The 16,521-nt window shown below is 67.6% G+C and carries 16 protein-coding genes; 5 read left to right on the top strand and 11 right to left on the bottom strand.

The window, feature by feature from the left end; translation table 11 throughout:
• Positions 1-12 precede the first annotated feature (12 nt).
• The 9 genes from SX243_02150 to SX243_02110 form a co-directional block, all read right to left on the bottom strand.
• On the bottom strand, positions 13-636 hold the full coding sequence (locus SX243_02150) for a hypothetical protein (protein ID MDY7091755.1): 624 nt from the start codon (positions 634-636) through the stop codon (positions 13-15).
• On the bottom strand, positions 633-1,301 hold the full coding sequence (gene pilO / locus SX243_02145; protein ID MDY7091754.1) for a type 4a pilus biogenesis protein PilO: 669 nt from the start codon (positions 1,299-1,301) through the stop codon (positions 633-635). The genes SX243_02150 and pilO overlap by 4 nt, the downstream gene beginning before the upstream one ends.
• Positions 1,298-2,527, bottom strand: a complete 1,230-nt coding sequence (locus tag SX243_02140) for a hypothetical protein (GenBank protein MDY7091753.1) — start codon at positions 2,525-2,527, stop codon at positions 1,298-1,300. The genes pilO and SX243_02140 overlap by 4 nt, the downstream gene beginning before the upstream one ends.
• On the bottom strand, positions 2,524-3,519 hold the full coding sequence (locus tag SX243_02135; protein ID MDY7091752.1) for a hypothetical protein: 996 nt from the start codon (positions 3,517-3,519) through the stop codon (positions 2,524-2,526). Before SX243_02135 ends, SX243_02140 begins: the two co-directional genes overlap by 4 nt.
• Positions 3,488-5,125, bottom strand: a complete 1,638-nt coding sequence (locus SX243_02130) for a GspE/PulE family protein (protein ID MDY7091751.1) — start codon at positions 5,123-5,125, stop codon at positions 3,488-3,490. Before SX243_02130 ends, SX243_02135 begins: the two co-directional genes overlap by 32 nt.
• Before the next feature lie 67 nt (positions 5,126-5,192).
• Complete coding sequence (locus SX243_02125; protein ID MDY7091750.1) at positions 5,193-6,410, bottom strand: type II secretion system F family protein; 1,218 nt, start codon at positions 6,408-6,410, stop codon at positions 5,193-5,195.
• A gap of 2 nt (positions 6,411-6,412) precedes the next feature.
• Positions 6,413-7,273 (bottom strand): hypothetical protein, encoded by an 861-nt coding sequence (locus SX243_02120; protein MDY7091749.1) that lies wholly within the window; start codon positions 7,271-7,273, stop codon positions 6,413-6,415.
• Positions 7,274-7,402: 129 nt separating this feature from the next.
• Entirely contained in the window at positions 7,403-8,227 is an 825-nt protein-coding gene (locus tag SX243_02115; GenBank protein MDY7091748.1) for a hypothetical protein, read from the bottom strand.
• Positions 8,227-8,859: an RNA polymerase sigma factor gene (locus tag SX243_02110; protein MDY7091747.1), complete on the bottom strand. Its 633-nt coding sequence runs from the start codon at positions 8,857-8,859 to the stop codon at positions 8,227-8,229. The genes SX243_02115 and SX243_02110 overlap by 1 nt, the downstream gene beginning before the upstream one ends.
• A gap of 142 nt (positions 8,860-9,001) precedes the next feature.
• Here SX243_02110 and SX243_02105 point away from each other — a divergent pair, with 142 nt between their 5' ends.
• The 5 genes from SX243_02105 to SX243_02085 are packed head-to-tail and all read left to right on the top strand — an operon-like array spanning position 9,002 to position 14,871.
• A complete protein-coding gene (locus SX243_02105; GenBank protein ID MDY7091746.1) occupies positions 9,002-10,360 on the top strand; it encodes a 3-deoxy-D-manno-octulosonic acid transferase in 1,359 nt (452 codons plus the stop codon).
• Positions 10,357-11,463: a tetraacyldisaccharide 4'-kinase gene (gene lpxK, locus SX243_02100; GenBank protein MDY7091745.1), complete on the top strand. Its 1,107-nt coding sequence runs from the start codon at positions 10,357-10,359 to the stop codon at positions 11,461-11,463. The genes SX243_02105 and lpxK overlap by 4 nt, the downstream gene beginning before the upstream one ends.
• Positions 11,460-12,377, top strand: a complete 918-nt coding sequence (locus tag SX243_02095; protein ID MDY7091744.1) for a lysophospholipid acyltransferase family protein — start codon at positions 11,460-11,462, stop codon at positions 12,375-12,377. The genes lpxK and SX243_02095 overlap by 4 nt, the downstream gene beginning before the upstream one ends.
• Complete coding sequence (locus SX243_02090; GenBank protein ID MDY7091743.1) at positions 12,365-13,471, top strand: glycosyltransferase family 9 protein; 1,107 nt, start codon at positions 12,365-12,367, stop codon at positions 13,469-13,471. The genes SX243_02095 and SX243_02090 overlap by 13 nt, the downstream gene beginning before the upstream one ends.
• A 32-nt stretch (positions 13,472-13,503) precedes the next feature.
• The gene (locus tag SX243_02085; protein MDY7091742.1) at positions 13,504-14,871 is read left to right on the top strand and encodes an NAD-dependent succinate-semialdehyde dehydrogenase; all 1,368 of its coding nucleotides are present in this window, start codon (positions 13,504-13,506) and stop codon (positions 14,869-14,871) included.
• Positions 14,872-14,880: 9 nt separating this feature from the next.
• Here SX243_02085 and SX243_02080 read toward each other — a convergent pair whose 3' ends face one another.
• Positions 14,881-15,753, bottom strand: coding sequence for a M48 family metallopeptidase (locus SX243_02080; GenBank protein MDY7091741.1), 873 nt, complete (start codon positions 15,751-15,753; stop codon positions 14,881-14,883).
• A gap of 148 nt (positions 15,754-15,901) precedes the next feature.
• Positions 15,902-16,105, bottom strand: a complete 204-nt coding sequence (locus SX243_02075) for a dodecin family protein (GenBank protein MDY7091740.1) — start codon at positions 16,103-16,105, stop codon at positions 15,902-15,904.
• Positions 16,106-16,521 lie beyond the last annotated feature (416 nt).

Here is a 16,521-nt window from a genome sequence, read left to right as displayed (position 1 = left end):
GAAACCTCCACGTTAACGTCCCACTTCCAGCCGGACTGGAGGAGCGTCGGGAAAATTGACGAAACGAATCAGCACGGATTCATAGCCGATCTCGGCCACGATGAACTCATCGTCTATGACCTCTCCCTCGAGGGCATTGATGAGCTCTACGTCGGTACCGAGGACAGCGATGCGCTTTCTCTCCGGTCCGAAGCTGCCGAGATAGTCGAAAGTGACGGCGGGCGGCTGGGGCACCCGCACCACCGGCGGCGGGGGCGGTGGTGGGGGCGGCGGCGGCCGCTGGATCACCGGGGGCGGCGGCGGTGGAGGGGGTGGCGGCGGGACGTAGAAAGCCCACAGGTTGCGCCCGATGCGATAGCTCTCCGCCCCCGGGTCGAGGGCCTCCAGGTTGAGCTCCACCACCTCGTCGGGAATCGCCTCGGAGCTGCTGGCTCCGCGCCGTCCCCGCGCTCGGGCTCCGCGGTTTTCAGACGAACCGTCGGTGATGACCGGTCCACCACCGCCACCGGAGAACGAAGGCAGGAACTGCCACAGGACCACCACGGCGAGGACGGCGAAGAGCACCACCACCAGGCGCTTCTGCATCGCTTCCTTGCGCGCCTGTTCCTCCGGCGTCTGTTGGATGCCGGGGCTCATGCTCCACCCTCCTCGAAGTCTCCACTCTCCACCGGCACTCCCGGAGCATCCAGGTAACCCAAGTCTTGATACTGCATTTCCAGATACTCGGCGTCGTCCGCGGCAAAGAGGGTGGAGATGCGCAGGCTAATGCTGAGGTTGCGGCTCGAACCCGCATCACCGCTCAGGCTGATGCTCTCCAAGGTCAGGAAGGTGGGGGTCAGCTCCAGCGAGTTGATGAACCGGCGCAGGTCGGCGTAGCTGCCCTCGACGCTGAACACGAAGGCGGTCTGCACCAGTCCGAAGTCTTCCAGGCTCTCCTGGGGATAGGACACCGCGGTGGGGGCCATGCCCGCCTGAGTCGCCAGCCGGCGGACCTCCGCCAGCACCGCCGTCAGCCGCTCCTCTTGGGTGGCCAGGCGGTCCGAGTAGAGCTCCACCACCCGCTGACGGTTGAGCTCGACGTCGGCAAGCAAGCGTTCCAGCTGCTGGCGCTCCTGGTTCAGCTCCTGCTCGCGCTGGGCGGCGGTGTTGATGCGCTGCTCCAGCAGGTCCACCTCGGCCCCCATGCCGCTGGCCTGGTAGTACATGAAGAGAACCAGCATGAGGGCGGCGAAGAGGAGCGCCGGCAACCATAGCCAGATCCGTTCCCGCCAGGCATAACCCAAGCTCTTGAGACCGTTCATCGCGGCTCCAGCGCCGACGAGGCGGAAGGTTGACGGGGGAATGGGTTGGTGGTTCCGGGAGTGCTGCCGGAGCCCCCACCACCGGATCTCGAGGAACCAGAACCTGACGAGCCAGAACCCGAGGAGCCAGAGCCCACCGGCACTACGAAGCCGGCGGCGCCCGGTCTCGACGAGCCAGTACCCGACGAACCCGTGCTCGGTTGACCGGCACCGGCCTGGGAGCCTCGGGGACGCAGCCCTTCCGGCAGCCCACGACCCGCTGCTTGTTCCTGCTGACTCTGGCGGTCGGCGGAACGCTGCTGCAGACCGCGGATGCGCGCCCGAGCTTCCTCGGCGCGCTGCTGAGCCGTCAACCCGCGGGTGCCCTGGTCGAGCGCCGATGCCGGCGTCCGGCCGGAGGCTCCGCCATCGGCAGGGTCGTCCTCGGCATCCGCGCCGGAAGCGACCGCCGTGCGGGAATCGCTTCCCGCAGCCCGGGGTGCAGCGACTCCGGGTTGGTCGCCCCGCGGCACGATGCTCGAAGGCCGGGTGCCGGCTACGTCCACCTCCCGCAGCTCGACGCCGCCCTCCGCAGCAGCTCCTTCACCGGAGGCTTGCGCGGTGACGGTGGGGGCTGCGGGAGCGAGGTCGCCGGGGCGGTAGAAGACCGCGATGTCGAATTCGCTTTGGTTTTCCTTGTTGCGCTGATCGCGAGCCAACCGCGGGCGCTCGAAGGAAGGGTGCTGGAAGAGGCGATCCAGCAGGTCCAGCTCCGCCTCGAAGGTCTTGGCGACGCCGCGCAGCGCCAGGCGCACCTGCCCGTCCTCGATGCGCTGCTCGCGATTGCGCCGATTGCGTCGGTTCTCCGGACGCCGGGGCGTCAGGCTGCTGATGCGCACGTCGTTGGGCAGCACGTCTTCCAGCCGGTCGAAGAGCTCGCTCCAGCCGAAGGTGCGGGCGGCGATCTTCTGGTTGAGGAAGGTCACCTGGGCATTCTGGCTGGCGATGCGATACTCCCGGAGACCGTCCCGCAGGTCCTCGATACGCTCCTCGTGCTCGTCCACCCGCGCCTCCAGCGTCTGCAACTCGTCGGCCCGATCCTCCGAGCCGGTGAAAAAGCTGTAGTAGCGCTGAGCGTTGATCACCAACAACAGCCCTCCGACGATCCACAGAAAGATCGCCAGCCGGATGATCGGCCGGCTGTTGTAGAAGGGGCGGCGGGCGAGGTTTAGATTCGGGATGCTCAAGCGACCTCCTGGCGGCTGGCGCCGAGCACCGGCGCCACGTCCAGCCAGCTACGGGCGGATGTTGCAAAGCCCAGCGGTGCCAGATGGGAGGCGTCCAATCCCTGGACCGGGGCTCCCAGGCTCTCTTCGAGCCATTCGGCCCAGGCGGCCCCCCGCTGCTCGTCGGTGGCGAGGAGGAGCACGCGGTCGAGGGAGGTCTGGGGCAGATGCTCCTCGAGGAAGGTCCGGGTCAGCTTCAGATCGCGCTGCACCAACCGGCGGCGAGCGTCCAAGGGCAGGCCCGCTTCCGACGCCTTGTAGCGATGCAGCACCGGCTCCCCACCGTGGGCGAAGAGCAGAGTGTAGCCGTCGTCCTGGACCAGAGCAAGGCCGGTGACGCCACCGCCGGAGTCCCCCAGCAGGGCCGCCAACAACGCCTGACTGACGTTCACCACCCGCCCCAGGCGCACCTTCTCGTCGGCGAAGAGTCGCTCCATCTGGGCCAGCAGCTCCTCCAGGGCGAAGCCCAGCAGCAGGCGCAGGGGCTGCTCCTGACCGGCCAGCGAGGCTACCTCCACCCCACGCACCCGCAGCTCGTCGACCCGGAAAGGCACCACCCGCTTGAGCAGCCAGCGCATCATCTGGGTCCGCGCTGCTTCGTCGCCGGGAAGCTCGTTGGTTTCGGCGAAAGCCAGACGCAGCCAGGCGTCGGGCAGCACCAGGGAGGCCCGAGGCGGCGGCGACGGCAGGCGGGCGAGGAGGGAGCGCAGAGCGTTGTGCAGCGCCTCCTCGTCGCGGGCAGGACCGCCCAACAAACCCGGAGCGAAGAGCTCCGGCGGCAGCTCCACCGCCTCGAAGGCTTCCAGCACGAAGCTCTCCCCGGACTTCTGGGGGCTGCGGCAGCGGCCGTAGGCCAGCCGGTCCGGCTCCAACAAGAAGACGTGGGGCGGCGCCGACTGCGGCGTCAGGCCCGCCAGCCGTTCAATCCACGAAGGTAACTTTATTGATCTCACGTAGCGTGGTGACTCCCTGGAAGACTTTGTCGAGGGCGGTTTCGCGCAGGAAACGCATGCCCTCCTCATGGGCTGCGCGCTTGATCTCGGAAGCCGGGCGCCGGGCCAAGATCAGCTCGCGGATGTGATCGGAAAGGTCGAGGAGCTCGGACACCGCCAGGCGCCCGTAGAAGCCGGTGCCGTTGCACTCGATGCAGCCGTCCCCCTCGTAGAAGGTGTAGTCGGCGTAGACCTCCGGGTCCAGGCCGCTGTCCTCGAGCAGCTGCGGCGAGGCCTTCATCGGCTTCTTGCAGTGCTGGCAGATCTGGCGCACCAGGCGCTGGGCCAGGATGCAGTTGAGGGCGGAGACGAAGTTGTAGAGATCGACGTTCATGTTGAGGAAGCGCCCCAGCACGTCCACGACGTTGTTGGCGTGGACGGTGGTGAACACCAGGTGACCGGTGAGGGCGCTCTGAATGGCGATCTGGGCGGTCTCCTCGTCGCGGATCTCACCGACCATGATCTTGTCCGGGTCGTGGCGCAGGATGGAGCGCAGGCCGCGGGCGAAGGTCAGCCCCTTCTTCTCGTTCACCGGAATCTGGGTGATGCCCTTGAGCTGATATTCCACCGGATCCTCGATGGTGATGATCTTGTCTTCGGCGCTCTGGATCTCCGACAAGCAGGCGTAGAGGGTAGTGGTCTTACCGGAACCGGTCGGCCCGGTGACCAGCACCATGCCGTAGGGCTCGTGGATGAATTTGCGCATCTTTTTCATCATGTCCTCGTCGAAGCCCAGGATCTCCAGCCGGAGATTTTTGAACTCTTTGTTCATGGACTCTTTGTCGAGGATTCGGATCACGGCGTCCTCGCCGTGCACCGAAGGCATGATGGAGACGCGGAAGTCGATGGTGCGCCCGCCCATGCGCAGCTTGAAGCGGCCGTCCTGGGGAATGCGCTTCTCGGCGATGTCGAGCTCCGCCATCACCTTGATGCGGCTGATGATGGTCTGGTGATGCCGCTTGTCGATGGGCTCCATGGCCTGGTAGAGCACGCCATCGATGCGGTATTTGATGATCACCTCGGTGTCCCGGGTCTCGATGTGGATATCGCTGGCGCGGCGCTGGATGGCGTTGAACAGGGTCGAGTCCACCAGCTTGATGATGGGGCTGGTGTCGGCGCTGATGCGGTCGATGGACAGCACCTCTTCGCCGTCCTCGTCCTCCTGTACCAGCTGCAGCCGGAAGTCCTCGCTGGCTTCGTCGAGGACTCGCTGGGCGCTCTCGGACTTCTCCAGGATCTCTTCGATGGCGGAGCGCAGGCCGACCTTGACCTCCACCGGCTGGCCCAGGAGCAGCTCCAATTCGTCGATCTTGACCACGTCGGCGGGATCCGCCATGACCACCGAGATCCGCCCCTCCAGCTGCGCCTCGGGGATGAAGGTGTAGCGCAGCATGAGATCGAAGGGAATGCGCCGGAAGAGATCGTTGTCGATGCGCACGTGGGACGCCTCGACGAATTCGAGGCCGTATTCCGAGGCCACCCGGAGGGCCTCCTCGTGCTCCCGCAGCAGGCGCGCCTCGGCCTCTTCGGTGGTTTCGATCCTGGGGGTTTCTTCGGTCACCAACATCTTCGTTCTCGCTCGTTCGGGCTTGTTCTCGCTCGTTTTGGCTTACGGTTCGGGATAGGAGTGCTGTCTACCCCTGTACTTGGGTCATGACGCTGAACAATGGCAGGTAGATGGAGATCAGCAGGATACCGATAATCAGGCCCATGACCACCAGCATGATGGGCTCGACGAGGCTCAACAGGCGCTGAGTGCGCACTTCCACCTGCTCGTCCAGGAAGTCCGAGACGGAGACCAGCATGTCGTCCAGCGCACCGGTGGCCTCACCGACTTTGATCATGTCGATGGCCATGTCGGTGAAGACGCTGCTCTCCTCCAGCGCGCTGTGGAAGGTCCGGCCCTGCCGCACCAGGTCGACGGTGGGCTCCAGCCGCGAGCGCAGAAAGGCGTTGCTGACGCCGCCGATGGCGATGTCCGCGGCGTTGACCAGCGGGATGCCGCCGGAGATCAGGGTGGCCAGAGAACGGCAGAACTCCGCCAGACCGAAGCGGTGCAGGATCTCTCCCACCAGCGGGATGCGCAGCTTGTAGCGGTCGATGATGATCTGGCCGCTGCGGGTGGCACGCCAGCGGCGGTAGAAGAACACCCCCACCACGATGCCGATGAGAATCAGCAACCATTGCTCGCGCACGAAACCGACGATGCCCAGCATCCACCGGGTCATGAACGGCAACTCGGCGTCCAGGTCGGCGTAGAAGGCGGTGAATTTGGGCACCACATAGAGACCCATGAGGGTCAGCATGGCCAGCGACAACCCCACCAGCACCGCCGGATAGGTGAGGGCGGAGACGATGCGCTTGCGCGCGCCGGAAACCAATTGCAGGTAGCGGATGAAGCGCCGGATGACGCTCTCCATCTCGCCGCTGCGCTCTCCCGCCTTGAGGGTCGAAGGGTAGAGCCGCGGGAAGACGTCGCCGTAGGAGGCGAAGGCGTCGGAAAGGTTCTCGCCGGAGCGCACCCGGTTGCGGATATCCTCCAGCACCGGCCGGAAGTCGGGGTCCCGCATGCGCTCGAGCATCATGTCCAGCGCCTGCATCAACGGCAGGCCGGCGCGCAGCAGCGCCGCCAGCTCCTGGTTGAAGATCAGGAAGCGGTCGGTGGAGACTTTCTTGCGGCTGCGGCCCAGGCCGCGCCAGGACAGGCGGTTGAGGGCGCCGCCCCGGCGCACGGAAAACACGTGGTACCCGCGACGTTCGAGCTCCGCCCGCAGGGAGACCTCGTCCCGCCCCTGATGCCGCTGCTCCAGGATCTGGCCGTCTTGGGTGCCGATGCGACAAACGAACTCCACGCTCAGGGCCTCTCTGCTGAATTCGGGGCAGCCCGCCCGATATCGGGCACGGCCGTCCTGGTTACCGGCGGCTCCTCGCCGCGCCGGGCGGTGATCACCACCATCAGGGCCTCGCCGCTGGACTCGCTGGCGGCCAGGCCGAGGTAGAGGGTTTGGTTCAGATGCAGGTTGAGATTGGTGTGGATCAACGCCCGCTGGGACTTTTCCCGGCCGCTGAGCTGGAATCCGTGGAGGCGCAGGCGCTTGCCCTCCATCATCGTGCCGATGCGGAATTCGACACCATAGCGGCTGCTCAGCCGATAGCGCACCGACTCCCCCTCGCGGCTGTTGAGCCGAGTGCCGGCCAGCAGCTCGTAGCTATGGTAGGGCAGCAGGTCCTGGAGCCGCTCGAGGAGCGGATCCGGCAGCCGCGACAGCTGGGTCGGCGAGAAGACCTCGGCGGTGGCGCGCACCAGCTGGATCTCCACCGCCACCGGCCGCCGCGGGTGGTCGTAGGCCTCCAACACGCTGACGATGCGCCGTACGTTGGTCGACTGGTCGCGCACCACCAGGGTGTTCTCCTTCGGCTTGAGCTCCACCGTGCCGCGGTCCGACAGCAGGGGGTAGACCAGCGGCATGGCCTCCATGGCGGATTGATTCTCCAGCTTGTGAGCGTAGAGGGTCAGCGGCGAGGTGTCCATCTCCCCCGCCGCGGTGCCCTGGGCCATGGCCGGACTGGCGAGCCCGGCGCCGAGGGCCAGGACCACCAGCAGCAGCATCGGCAGCACCGTTGCTGGCAGCACTGTCACTGGCAGCACCGTCGCTGGCGCCACCGGCCGCCGGCAGACGCCGCGGAGGCGCTCATGGAAGAAGAGAAGGCTCATGAAATGCGTCTCAAAGCTCGATGAGAGATCGTTTTGGCGGACGCCTCAGGACGGGAGCCGGAACCTTTGCCGGCCGTGGCTCGCAGACCTTCGGTACACCGCTTCTTCTTGGTCTACGGTTTGGGCTGGTCAGACGTCCAGGGTGGGATCGATCACCATCACCACCGCCATCTTCTCGTCGGGAGCTTGGAAGCTATACACCCGGGCACCGGGGCTCACTACATCCTCCACCACCGGATCCTCGACCACCGAGTCCCCGAGGGACGTGCTGCCCCAGGCAGAGTCGCCGGCGGGCTCCGAGCCCCACGCAGTGTCCACACCTCGGCCCGTCTCCAGACCCCGATGGGCCGCTGGCGCGGTACCGGCCCGCGACCAGCTCACCGGAAGGGAACGAACCGAGCCGGTGTGCACCGAGCCATCGGCCGCCGAGGCCATTCCAGGAGACGAACCCGCAAGCTCCATCAGGCCGGCTTGGGCCACCGCTTCGCCCTGGCGGCCGACTTCCCCATGACGGTCCGTGCCGGAAGGCAGGACCATGCTGGCGCTCAGGCTAAGGGCCAGCACCGCCGCCGCGGCCAGACGCCAGGCGGCGGGGGAGCGGCGGGGGGCAGCGAGCAAGTCTTCGGCCCCGTAGCGCGCCTTCTTGACCAAGCTCTGCCAGCGACTTGGCCAACCGCTGGTCCGCTGTACGGCGCTACTTCCCCGCAGGGTGCGCACCGCCAGCTTCATCTCGGCGATGTCGGCGTCGGTGACCGTCACTTCCGGCAGATCCCGGAACATCAGGGTCGGATCGACGTCTTGGGCGTAGTGGCGGCAGTCCGGGCAATGGTCCAGATGCTCCATCACGTCCGGCCAGCAGGCCGGCGGCGCCAGGCTGGCGTCGAATCTATGCTCCAGCAGGCGGTCCCAGGCGAGACCGGTACCGGGCTCACCGGATCGGCGGGGGCAGCGCATCAGCTCTCCCCTCCGTCGCGATCCCCGAAGCGGCCAGCGTATTCGGGATAGCGCTCCAAAAGCTCTTTGCGCAGCACCTTGCGAGCGTTGAACAGGTGATTGCGCACGGTGGATTCGCGGCAGCCGACCATCTCCGCCACTTCCTGGGAGCTCCGGCCCTCGACCTCGCGGAGCACGAAGATGGTGCGTTGGCGCTCGGTGAGCTCGCTGGAGAGCTCGCGGAAGATGTCCATCACCTCCGTCTCCTGGAGCTGGGCGTGCTCCTCGTGATTGCGGCGGTCGGAAACCTGGTAGAGATGCTGGCGAACGGGCTCGGTGCTGCGCTCCCGAGTGCGGCGGGAACGCAGATGGTCGATGGCGAGATTGGTGGCGATGCGGAAGATCCAGGTGTTGGGACTCCAGCGCGGGTCGAAGCGGTCGCGCTTCTCCCACATGCGCACGAAGGTCATCTGGACCACGTCGCGGGCCTCTTCCAAATCCCCAAGAATGCGGTAGGCGGCCTGCACCAGGGGCTTGGTCTTGCGCTCCACCAGCAGTCCCAGCGCCGTTTCGTCGCCGCGCTGGAGGCATTCCATCAGCTCGTGGTCGGTCGCTTCCTCGAGCTGGCGGTGGTGATCTTGTTGTGAATACACGAGCTCTGGCATCGTTGTCCCTCGCTTACCATTACGGCCGGGGACCGGTGGGCGTCTATGTAGAAGTCTGGGGAAGAGGAGGAAGTCCGGCTGGGCACGCCCCTAACCGCCGGAGCCTCGACACACTATACTCCCGCCGGAGATGAAGCAACCGAGCCCGTCCCCTGTAGATTCCCAGCGCGGCCCCTTGCGCAAGGCTCTCGGCGCCGGCGCCTGGGGCCTCTATCAGCTGGCCTTCGGCGCCAGTCTGGTGCTCACTGCCCCGTGGATCCTGATCCGCCGCGGCGGTCACTACCGAGACACGGTGCTGCCGCGGCTGGGCCGGGTGCCGGAGGCCCCTCGGGACCACAACCTGTGGCTCCACGCCGTCTCCGTCGGCGAGGTGGGGGTGGCCGCCACCCTGGTCGCTGCCCTGCCGGAGAAGCTACCGCTGGTGGTCACCACCATCACCCCCACCGGCCAGCAACGCGCTCGCTCCAGCCTCGGGGGCCGCGCCACCGTCACCTACTTCCCCTTCGAGCTCGGCTTCGCCATCCGCCGCTTCTTCCACCGCCTGCGCCCCGCCGCCCTGGTGCTGGTGGAAGGGGACCTCTGGCCCCTGGTGCTGCGCACCGCCCAGCACCGCCGGCTGCCGGTGACGGTGGTCAACGGCCGGGTCAGCGACCGCAGTTTCCGGCGCATGGAACGGCTGCGCAAGCTCCTCGGACCGCTCTTCCGGGGAGTCCAGCGCTTTGGCGTGCAAACCGCCGAGGACCGCCGGCGGCTGGTGCAGCTGGGGGTGGCGAAGGAGCGAGTGACGGTCACCGGCAACTTGAAATACGAGACCCCCGAGCCCCCCACCATGCCGAAGCTCGAGGCGCTGGTGCGCGCCCTCGCCGGAGAGCGCCGAGTGCTGCTGGCGGGTTCCACCATGGCCGGCGAAGAGGAGCAGGTGCTCGACGCCTTCCAGCACCTCGGCGCCGAACGGGCACTGCTGGTGCTGGCACCACGCCACCCGGAGCGCTGGGACGAGGTCTTCCGCCTGCTCCGCCAGCGGGGCGTGGAGGCCGCACGGCGCAGCGCCCTCAACGACGATTCGGCCGAGCCCGGAGCCCCGGCGGTGCTGCTCCTCGACAGCCTGGGAGAGCTGGCGGCGCTCTACCGCATCGCCGACGCCGCCTTCATCGGCGGCACCCTGGTGCCTACCGGCGGCCACAATCCGCTGGAGCCGGCGCGCTTCGGTATCGCCACGGCGGTGGGACCGTCGATGGAAAACTTCCGCGAGATGGCCCAGCACTTCGACGCTGCCCATGCCTGGGAGCGAGTCGCCGACGCCCGCGCCTTGGGGGAGACCTGGGACCGCTGGCTCAGCCAGCCCCAGCTGGCCGCTGACGTCGGCGGTCGAGCCCGCGATCTGGTCGCAGCCAACCGCGGCGCGGTGGCCAAGACCCTGGAGCTTCTGCGGCCGATGTTGGAGCAAGCGGGATTCGACGCCGGAGGAGCCGAGGAGGAGACTCCATGAGCCCCCTGGACCCGCGCCCCAGCGCCCCCCGCTCCCCCTGGCAGCTCTTCTACGGCGGCGTTCACCGGCTGCGCCGGCGGTGGTATCGCCGCCGCGCGCGGCGTCTGCCGCGGCCGGTGATCAGCATCGGCAACTTGCATTGGGGCGGCGCCGGCAAAACGCCACTGGTGTCGGCGGTGGGTCGTCACCTCCAACACCGCGGACTGCAGGTGGCGGTGCTCTCCCGCGGCTACGGAGGCTCCGGCAAGGGCGTGCGGATGGTAAGCACCGGCGAGGGACCGCTGCTGGGACCGACGGTGGCCGGAGACGAGCCGGTGCTGCTGGCCGGCGAGATGCCCGGAGTGGCGGTGGTGGTGGGGCCGGACCGTTATCAGGACGGCTTCCATGCCCTGGAGCGCCTGTCGCCCCAACCCCAGATCTTCCTCCTCGACGACGGCTTCTCCCACCTGGCGCTGCATCGGGACCTGGACCTCCTGGTCTTCCCCGCCTCCGATCCCTTCGCCGGCGGCCGGCTGTGGCCCGGCGGGCGGCTGCGGGAGCCCCTGGCCAGCAGCGCCCGAGCCCACGCGGCCCTTCTCACCGGAGCAAAGCTCGCCGGCGCGGACTCCGAGGCTCCCGAGCAAGCCCAAGCCCTGGCGGCGGCCCTGAGACCCTTCGGATTCGACGGTCCGGCCTTCGTCAGCACCACCGAGGCCCGGCCGGCGAGGCTGCATCGCGGCGACGAGCTGGCCGCCGGCAGCCGGGTGCTGTTGGTAGCCGCCATCGCCCGGCCGGAGCGCTTCCGCGCCTCCGCCGAGGCCGAGGGCTTCACCGTCGCCGGTGAGCTCTTCCTCCCGGATCATCATCCGTATCCGGAAGCGACCCTGCAGCGCATCGCCAAGACGTTCCGAGAATCCGGCGCCGACGCCGTCCTCACCACCTCCAAAGACCGGGTCAAGCTCCACGGCCGCCTCGAGGACGCCGACGGCGGCCCGGTGCCGCTGGCGGAGCTGCCGGTGCGAGCGGAGCCGGAGCCGGCCTTCTGGAGCTGGCTCGACGAGGAAGTAGATGGCCTTTTGGCCAGGGAGGAGCCGAAGCAACGGCGGGAGGAAACCGACCCGTGAAGAACGCCCCCATCCGCCACCGCATCGAGTACTCCGCCTATTGGACGGTCAAGAGCCTGCTGCGCATCCTGCCTCACCCCGCCGCCCGCAAGCTGGGCCGCGGACTGGGCGCCCTCGGCTGGCACGTGCTGGGCAGCCGTCGCCGGGTCGCCCTGGACAACCTGCGGCTGGCGCTACCGGAGCTCGACGAGGCCGAGCGCCGCCGCATCGCCCGGGAGAGCCTGCGTCACCTCGGCGCCGCCTTCTGCGATCCTCTGAGCGCCCTGCGTTTCGACGCGGTGGAGTTCTGTCGTCGGCTGACCCTGGAAGGCTGGGAGCATCTGCAGGCGGCGGACGCCCGGGGCAAGGGCGTGTTCATCATGAGCGCCCATCTGGGCATGTGGGAGGCGGCGGCGCAGCCCGTGGCCCTCTACGCCGGCGGCATGGACGTGGTGGGCCGCCCCTTGGACAACCCCCATCTGGACCGCGACCTGGTGGACCTGCGCACCCGCTTCGGCAACCGCCTGATCTCCAAGCGCGGCGCCGCCCGGGGGATGCTCAAGGCGCTGCGGGGCGGCGGCCGGGTCGGCATCCTCATCGACCAGCGGGCGCGCCCCGCGGACGCCGTGGAGGTCCCCTTCTTCGGCCATCCGGCGCGCACTTCGTCGGTCCTCGCCCGCCTCGCCCTGCGCACCGGCGCGGCGGTGGTGCCGATCTTTGGCTATGGCGAGCCCAACGGCTGCTATCGGGTGGTGCTGCGGCCGCCGGTGGTACCCGCAGACACTCCGGAGCCCGAAGGCTCTGCCCTCGAGCGGGAACAAGCCCAGGAAGACGCCGTCGTCGCCCTCACTCAACGCTACATGGCGGTGGTGGAGGAGGAGATCCGCCGCGATCCGGCGCAGTGGATGTGGCTCCACAAGCGATGGAAGAAGTGAGCTCGCCGCACCAGAACCCTCCGCCGGCCTCCGGCGCCGCAGATCGCCTTTCATGGCCTCCACCGACCCTGGTAACCCTGCCCCGCAATCTGCCGGAGGCTCTCGAAACCCTCCCCGCCCTGGAGGCCTTGGTGGCCTCTGGGCGCCGCCTGGTACTGCTGGCGTCCCGCTCCCATGGCCCCCTGCTGCGCCAGCTGCCGGGCATCGAGCAGGTGGTGGAAGTCACGCCGTCGGAAGAAGCCATGCAGGCCGAGCTGCGGCAGCTGGGATGTAGCGAGGCGATCCTGCTGGAGGATTCCCTCGATTCCGCCTGGCTCAGCCAGCGGCTGCCCATTCCCCAGCGCTGGGGCTACGGCGGCTGGCTGCGCAAGCGGCTGCTGGCCTCTGCGGTGGCCAGACCGCCGAAGGATCTCCAAGGCCCCCGGCGGCTGGAGCCATTGCTGGAAGCTTTGGGGGTCGAGCCGCCCCGGAGCTGGCGGCCTCGCCTGCGGTTGTCCCAGGAGCTCCTGGACGAAGGCCGACGCCTGATCCAGCGCTCCCGCGCCACCGACGGACGCCCGCGCATCGGCCTCGCCCCCACCACCGACCTACGCCGCGCCCCGTCCTGGCCCTGGAAGCGTTTCGCCGAGCTCGCCCAGACCCTGCGCCGGGAGGATCCGGGGCGCTCACTGATCCTCCTCGGCGACATCCAGGACCTCTGGCCGGTGGTGCGCATCCACGAGGAGACGGCCCGTTTCTTCCCGGTCCTGGGGCCGGACCTGGACCTCGACCGCCTGGCCGCGATTCTCGCCGATCTCGATCTCCTGGTAGCGTCGGAGTGCTCGGTGCTCTACCTGGCGGCGGCGCTGGGAGTCCCCACCGTCGCCTTGGTGGAGACGGGTCGCAGCGTCCACCGCCTGCCGACCAGCGATGAGCTCGCCAGCAAAGGGTCCACCGAAGCAAGGCCCGCCCGGGAACGACACGTGACGGTGCCGGGGCTGCGAGTGCCGTGGACCTGGAAGCCCCGCCTCGGAGGCATCGAAGTCGCCGAGGTGGCGCGGATTTGCGATCGTGTTCTGCAGGCCCCCAAGACTTCTCCAAGCCCCGCGCCCTGACGGGGCCCCATGTTGACCGGAAGGAACCCTCCATGACCCTCGAGACCATCAACCCCGCCACCGGCGAGGTTCTGTGTACCTACCAGCGAACCACCACCGAGGAGGTCCGCACCTCCATCGAAGAATGCCACCAGGCCTTTCTCCGCTGGCGGCGCACGGACTTCAGCGAACGCGCGGAGAAGATGCGCAAGGCCGCCGAGATCCTGCGCCAGCGGGCGGACGAGTACGCGGTGTTGATGGCTCGGGAGATGGGCAAGCCGGTAGCCGGGGGCCGCTCCGAGGCGGAGAAGTGCGCCTGGGTGTGCGACTACTACGCCGAGCACGCCGAGAGTTTTCTCGCCCGCGAGACCATCGAGACCGACGCCCAAAGCTCCTTCGTCACCTACCAGCCGCTGGGGGTGGTGCTGGCGGTGATGCCCTGGAACTTCCCCTTCTGGCAGGTCTTCCGCTTCGCCGCCCCGGCGCTCATGGCGGGCAACGGCGGCCTGCTCAAACACGCCTCCAACGTCCCCGGCTGCGCCCTGGCCATCGAACGGGTCTTTCTCGACGCGGGCTTTCCGGAGGGCCTCTTCCGCACCCTGATCATCGGCAGCGACGAGGTCGACTCGGTGCTGGAGAATCCGCGGGTGATGGCCGCCACCCTCACCGGCAGCACCCCCGCCGGCAAGGCGGTGGCGGAGAAGGCGGGTTCGCTGCTCAAGAAGACGGTTTTGGAGCTCGGCGGCAGCGACCCCTACGTGGTGCTGGCGGACGCCGACGTCGAGGCTGCGGCGAAGACCTGCGTCACCAGCCGGCTGATCAATTCCGGCCAGAGCTGCATCGCCGCCAAGCGCTTCATCGTGGTGGACGAGGTGCGGGAAGCTTTTCTCGAAGCCTTCGTAGAAGGGATGCGGAACGCCAAGATGGGCGACCCCATGGACGAGGACACGGACGTGGGCCCTCAGGCGCGGGAGGATCTGCGGGACGAGCTACACCAGCAGGTGACCCGCAGCGTCGAGCTGGGCGCGCAGTGCGTACTGGGGGGCGAGGTGCCGGAGCGCGCCGGAGCTTATTACCCGCCGACGGTACTCGTCGACGTGGCGCCGGGGATGCCGGCCTACGATGAGGAGCTCTTCGGCCCTGTGGCAGCGGTCATCGCGGCGCCGGACGAGCGCGCCGCCCTGCGCATCGCCAACGACACCAGCTTCGGCCTCGGCGCCGCGGTCTTCACCCGCGATCTGGAGCGCGGCGAGCGCATCGCTGCCGAGGAGCTAGAGGCGGGCTGCTGCTTCGTCAACGAATTCGTCAAGTCGGACCCACGACTCCCCTTCGGCGGCATCAAGGGCAGCGGCTACGGCCGCGAGCTCTCCCACTTCGGGATTCGCGAGTTCGTCAACGTCAAGACGGTGTATATCGCGTGACCTGGCCCATCAGGGCTTGAGGCCGTCGGGGACGCCGTTGGGAAAGGTCTCCTCGATGGCCTGCTGAATGCGCGCGATGCGGTTGTCCGGGTTCGGATGGGTGCTGAAGAACTCTACCGGGCGGTTGCCGCCACCGGCGTCCCGCAGCACTTCCATCACCCGGATCATCGAGCGTGGATCATAACCGGCATCAGCGGTGAAGCGCACGCCGAGCACGTCGCTCTCGATCTCGTCGCTCCGGCCGTAGCGCATATTGACCAACTGACCGATCATCGCCGCCACGGCGGCGCTGGCCTGAGTACCGCGCGGGTTGTTGGGGTCGTAGGCGGCGATCACCGCAGCTCCGGTGAGGCCTTGGGTGAGCTTCTGTTTGGCCATGTGCTCGGCGCCGTGGCGGGCCACCACGTGGCCGATCTCGTGGGCTAGCACCCCCGCCAACTCGCCCTCGGTCTCCAGCGCGTTCATCATCGCCGCGGTGACGAAGATCTGACCGCCGGGCAGGGCGAAAGCGTTGAGGGTTTGCTCGTCCGCCAGCAGGTGGAAGTCGAATTCGTAGGGCGTGTTGGAAGCGTCGCTGCGCGCGACGATGCGCTCGCCGACCTGGGTAACGAAACGGCGCACTTGCTCGTCGGGATAGAGACCGCCGTGCTGCTGTGCCAGCTGCGGCGCCGCCTGCAGTCCCAGGGCGACCTCCTGCTCCGGCGACAGGTCGACGTATTGCACCTCGTCGGTGACCGGATTGTATTCCCGGGTGCTGAGGTAAGAAACGATCGACACGACGGCGATGACCAGAGCGATGAGCAGCCGGCCTTTGCCCAAGCAGCCGGAGCGGCCGGAGCGGCCGGAACCGCCGTAGGATGAGCGACGAGCGTATCGGGGCATGATCTAGAACCCTCCTCGGTTATCCAACAGATACCCCTGAGTATGCAAAAACGCCGCCCGGCGAGAATGCGGGGCGGCGTCACGAACTCATACCAGGCCTCCGAGCTTGGAGGTTCGAAGGCCGGCGATGTCAGTCGTTGAGCACGCCTCAGTCGTTGAGCACGAAGGTGACCTTCATGGTCACCCGCCACTCGGTGACTTTGCCGCCGTCGACCTTGACCTTCTGCTCGGCGACCCAGGCACCGGTGATGTCCTTCAAAGTCTTGCTGGCACGGGCAATGCCGATCTTGATGGCGTCTTCGAAGCTGACGGTGGAGGAGGAAGTAATCTCGGTAACTTTCGCTACGGACATGGGGGAACTCCTTTCGAGAGCGCCGGCCCCTCGAATCGGAGCCGCCGCATTGGATGCATGATCGGGCTCTCGATCTCGCTCCAAGAGCCGCCCCCTCTACACTGCCGTGGATCGAAGTCCATGACTACAGAACCGGCGAATGCCCCGGCAAAGGGGACTTCGAGGCGAACATAGCTCAGGGGCAGAAAGTGCTGCTTCGGAAAGCGGCGAGAGCCTCAAGACCTTCTGAGCCTATCACCGAGGATCGGGGCACCACGCTTTCCGGCAAGTTCGGATCTCCTCATTCCCTATCGCGAAACTCTAGACATGGATCTTGAGGGAAGGGGGAATGACGGATATCTAATTGATAACCGCCCTGATGACAGATACAATTGCATCATTTGACAGAACTTATTCACCAAAAACCAGAGGGCACT

It is taken from the genome of Acidobacteriota bacterium, from assembly GCA_034211275.1.
Classification (GTDB): Bacteria; Acidobacteriota; Thermoanaerobaculia; order Multivoradales; family JAHZIX01; genus JAGQSE01.
The sequence above is the reverse complement of the archived record's forward strand: the minus strand, read 5'-3'. Positions and strand labels throughout refer to the sequence as shown.

Coding starts and splice junctions, on each gene's coding strand:
- SX243_02150 (MDY7091755.1), bottom strand. CDS start 636: ATGAGCCCCGGCATCCAACAGACGCCGGAGGAACAGGCGCGCAAGGAA.
- pilO (MDY7091754.1), bottom strand. CDS start 1,301: ATGAACGGTCTCAAGAGCTTGGGTTATGCCTGGCGGGAACGGATCTGG.
- SX243_02130 (MDY7091751.1), bottom strand. CDS start 5,125: ATGTTGGTGACCGAAGAAACCCCCAGGATCGAAACCACCGAAGAGGCC.
- SX243_02120 (MDY7091749.1), bottom strand. CDS start 7,273: ATGAGCCTTCTCTTCTTCCATGAGCGCCTCCGCGGCGTCTGCCGGCGG.
- SX243_02115 (MDY7091748.1), bottom strand. CDS start 8,227: ATGCGCTGCCCCCGCCGATCCGGTGAGCCCGGTACCGGTCTCGCCTGG.
- SX243_02105 (MDY7091746.1), top strand. CDS start 9,002: ATGAAGCAACCGAGCCCGTCCCCTGTAGATTCCCAGCGCGGCCCCTTG.
- lpxK (MDY7091745.1), top strand. CDS start 10,357: ATGAGCCCCCTGGACCCGCGCCCCAGCGCCCCCCGCTCCCCCTGGCAG.
- SX243_02090 (MDY7091743.1), top strand. CDS start 12,365: ATGGAAGAAGTGAGCTCGCCGCACCAGAACCCTCCGCCGGCCTCCGGC.
- SX243_02085 (MDY7091742.1), top strand. CDS start 13,504: ATGACCCTCGAGACCATCAACCCCGCCACCGGCGAGGTTCTGTGTACC.
- SX243_02080 (MDY7091741.1), bottom strand. CDS start 15,753: ATGCCCCGATACGCTCGTCGCTCATCCTACGGCGGTTCCGGCCGCTCC.
- SX243_02075 (MDY7091740.1), bottom strand. CDS start 16,105: ATGTCCGTAGCGAAAGTTACCGAGATTACTTCCTCCTCCACCGTCAGC.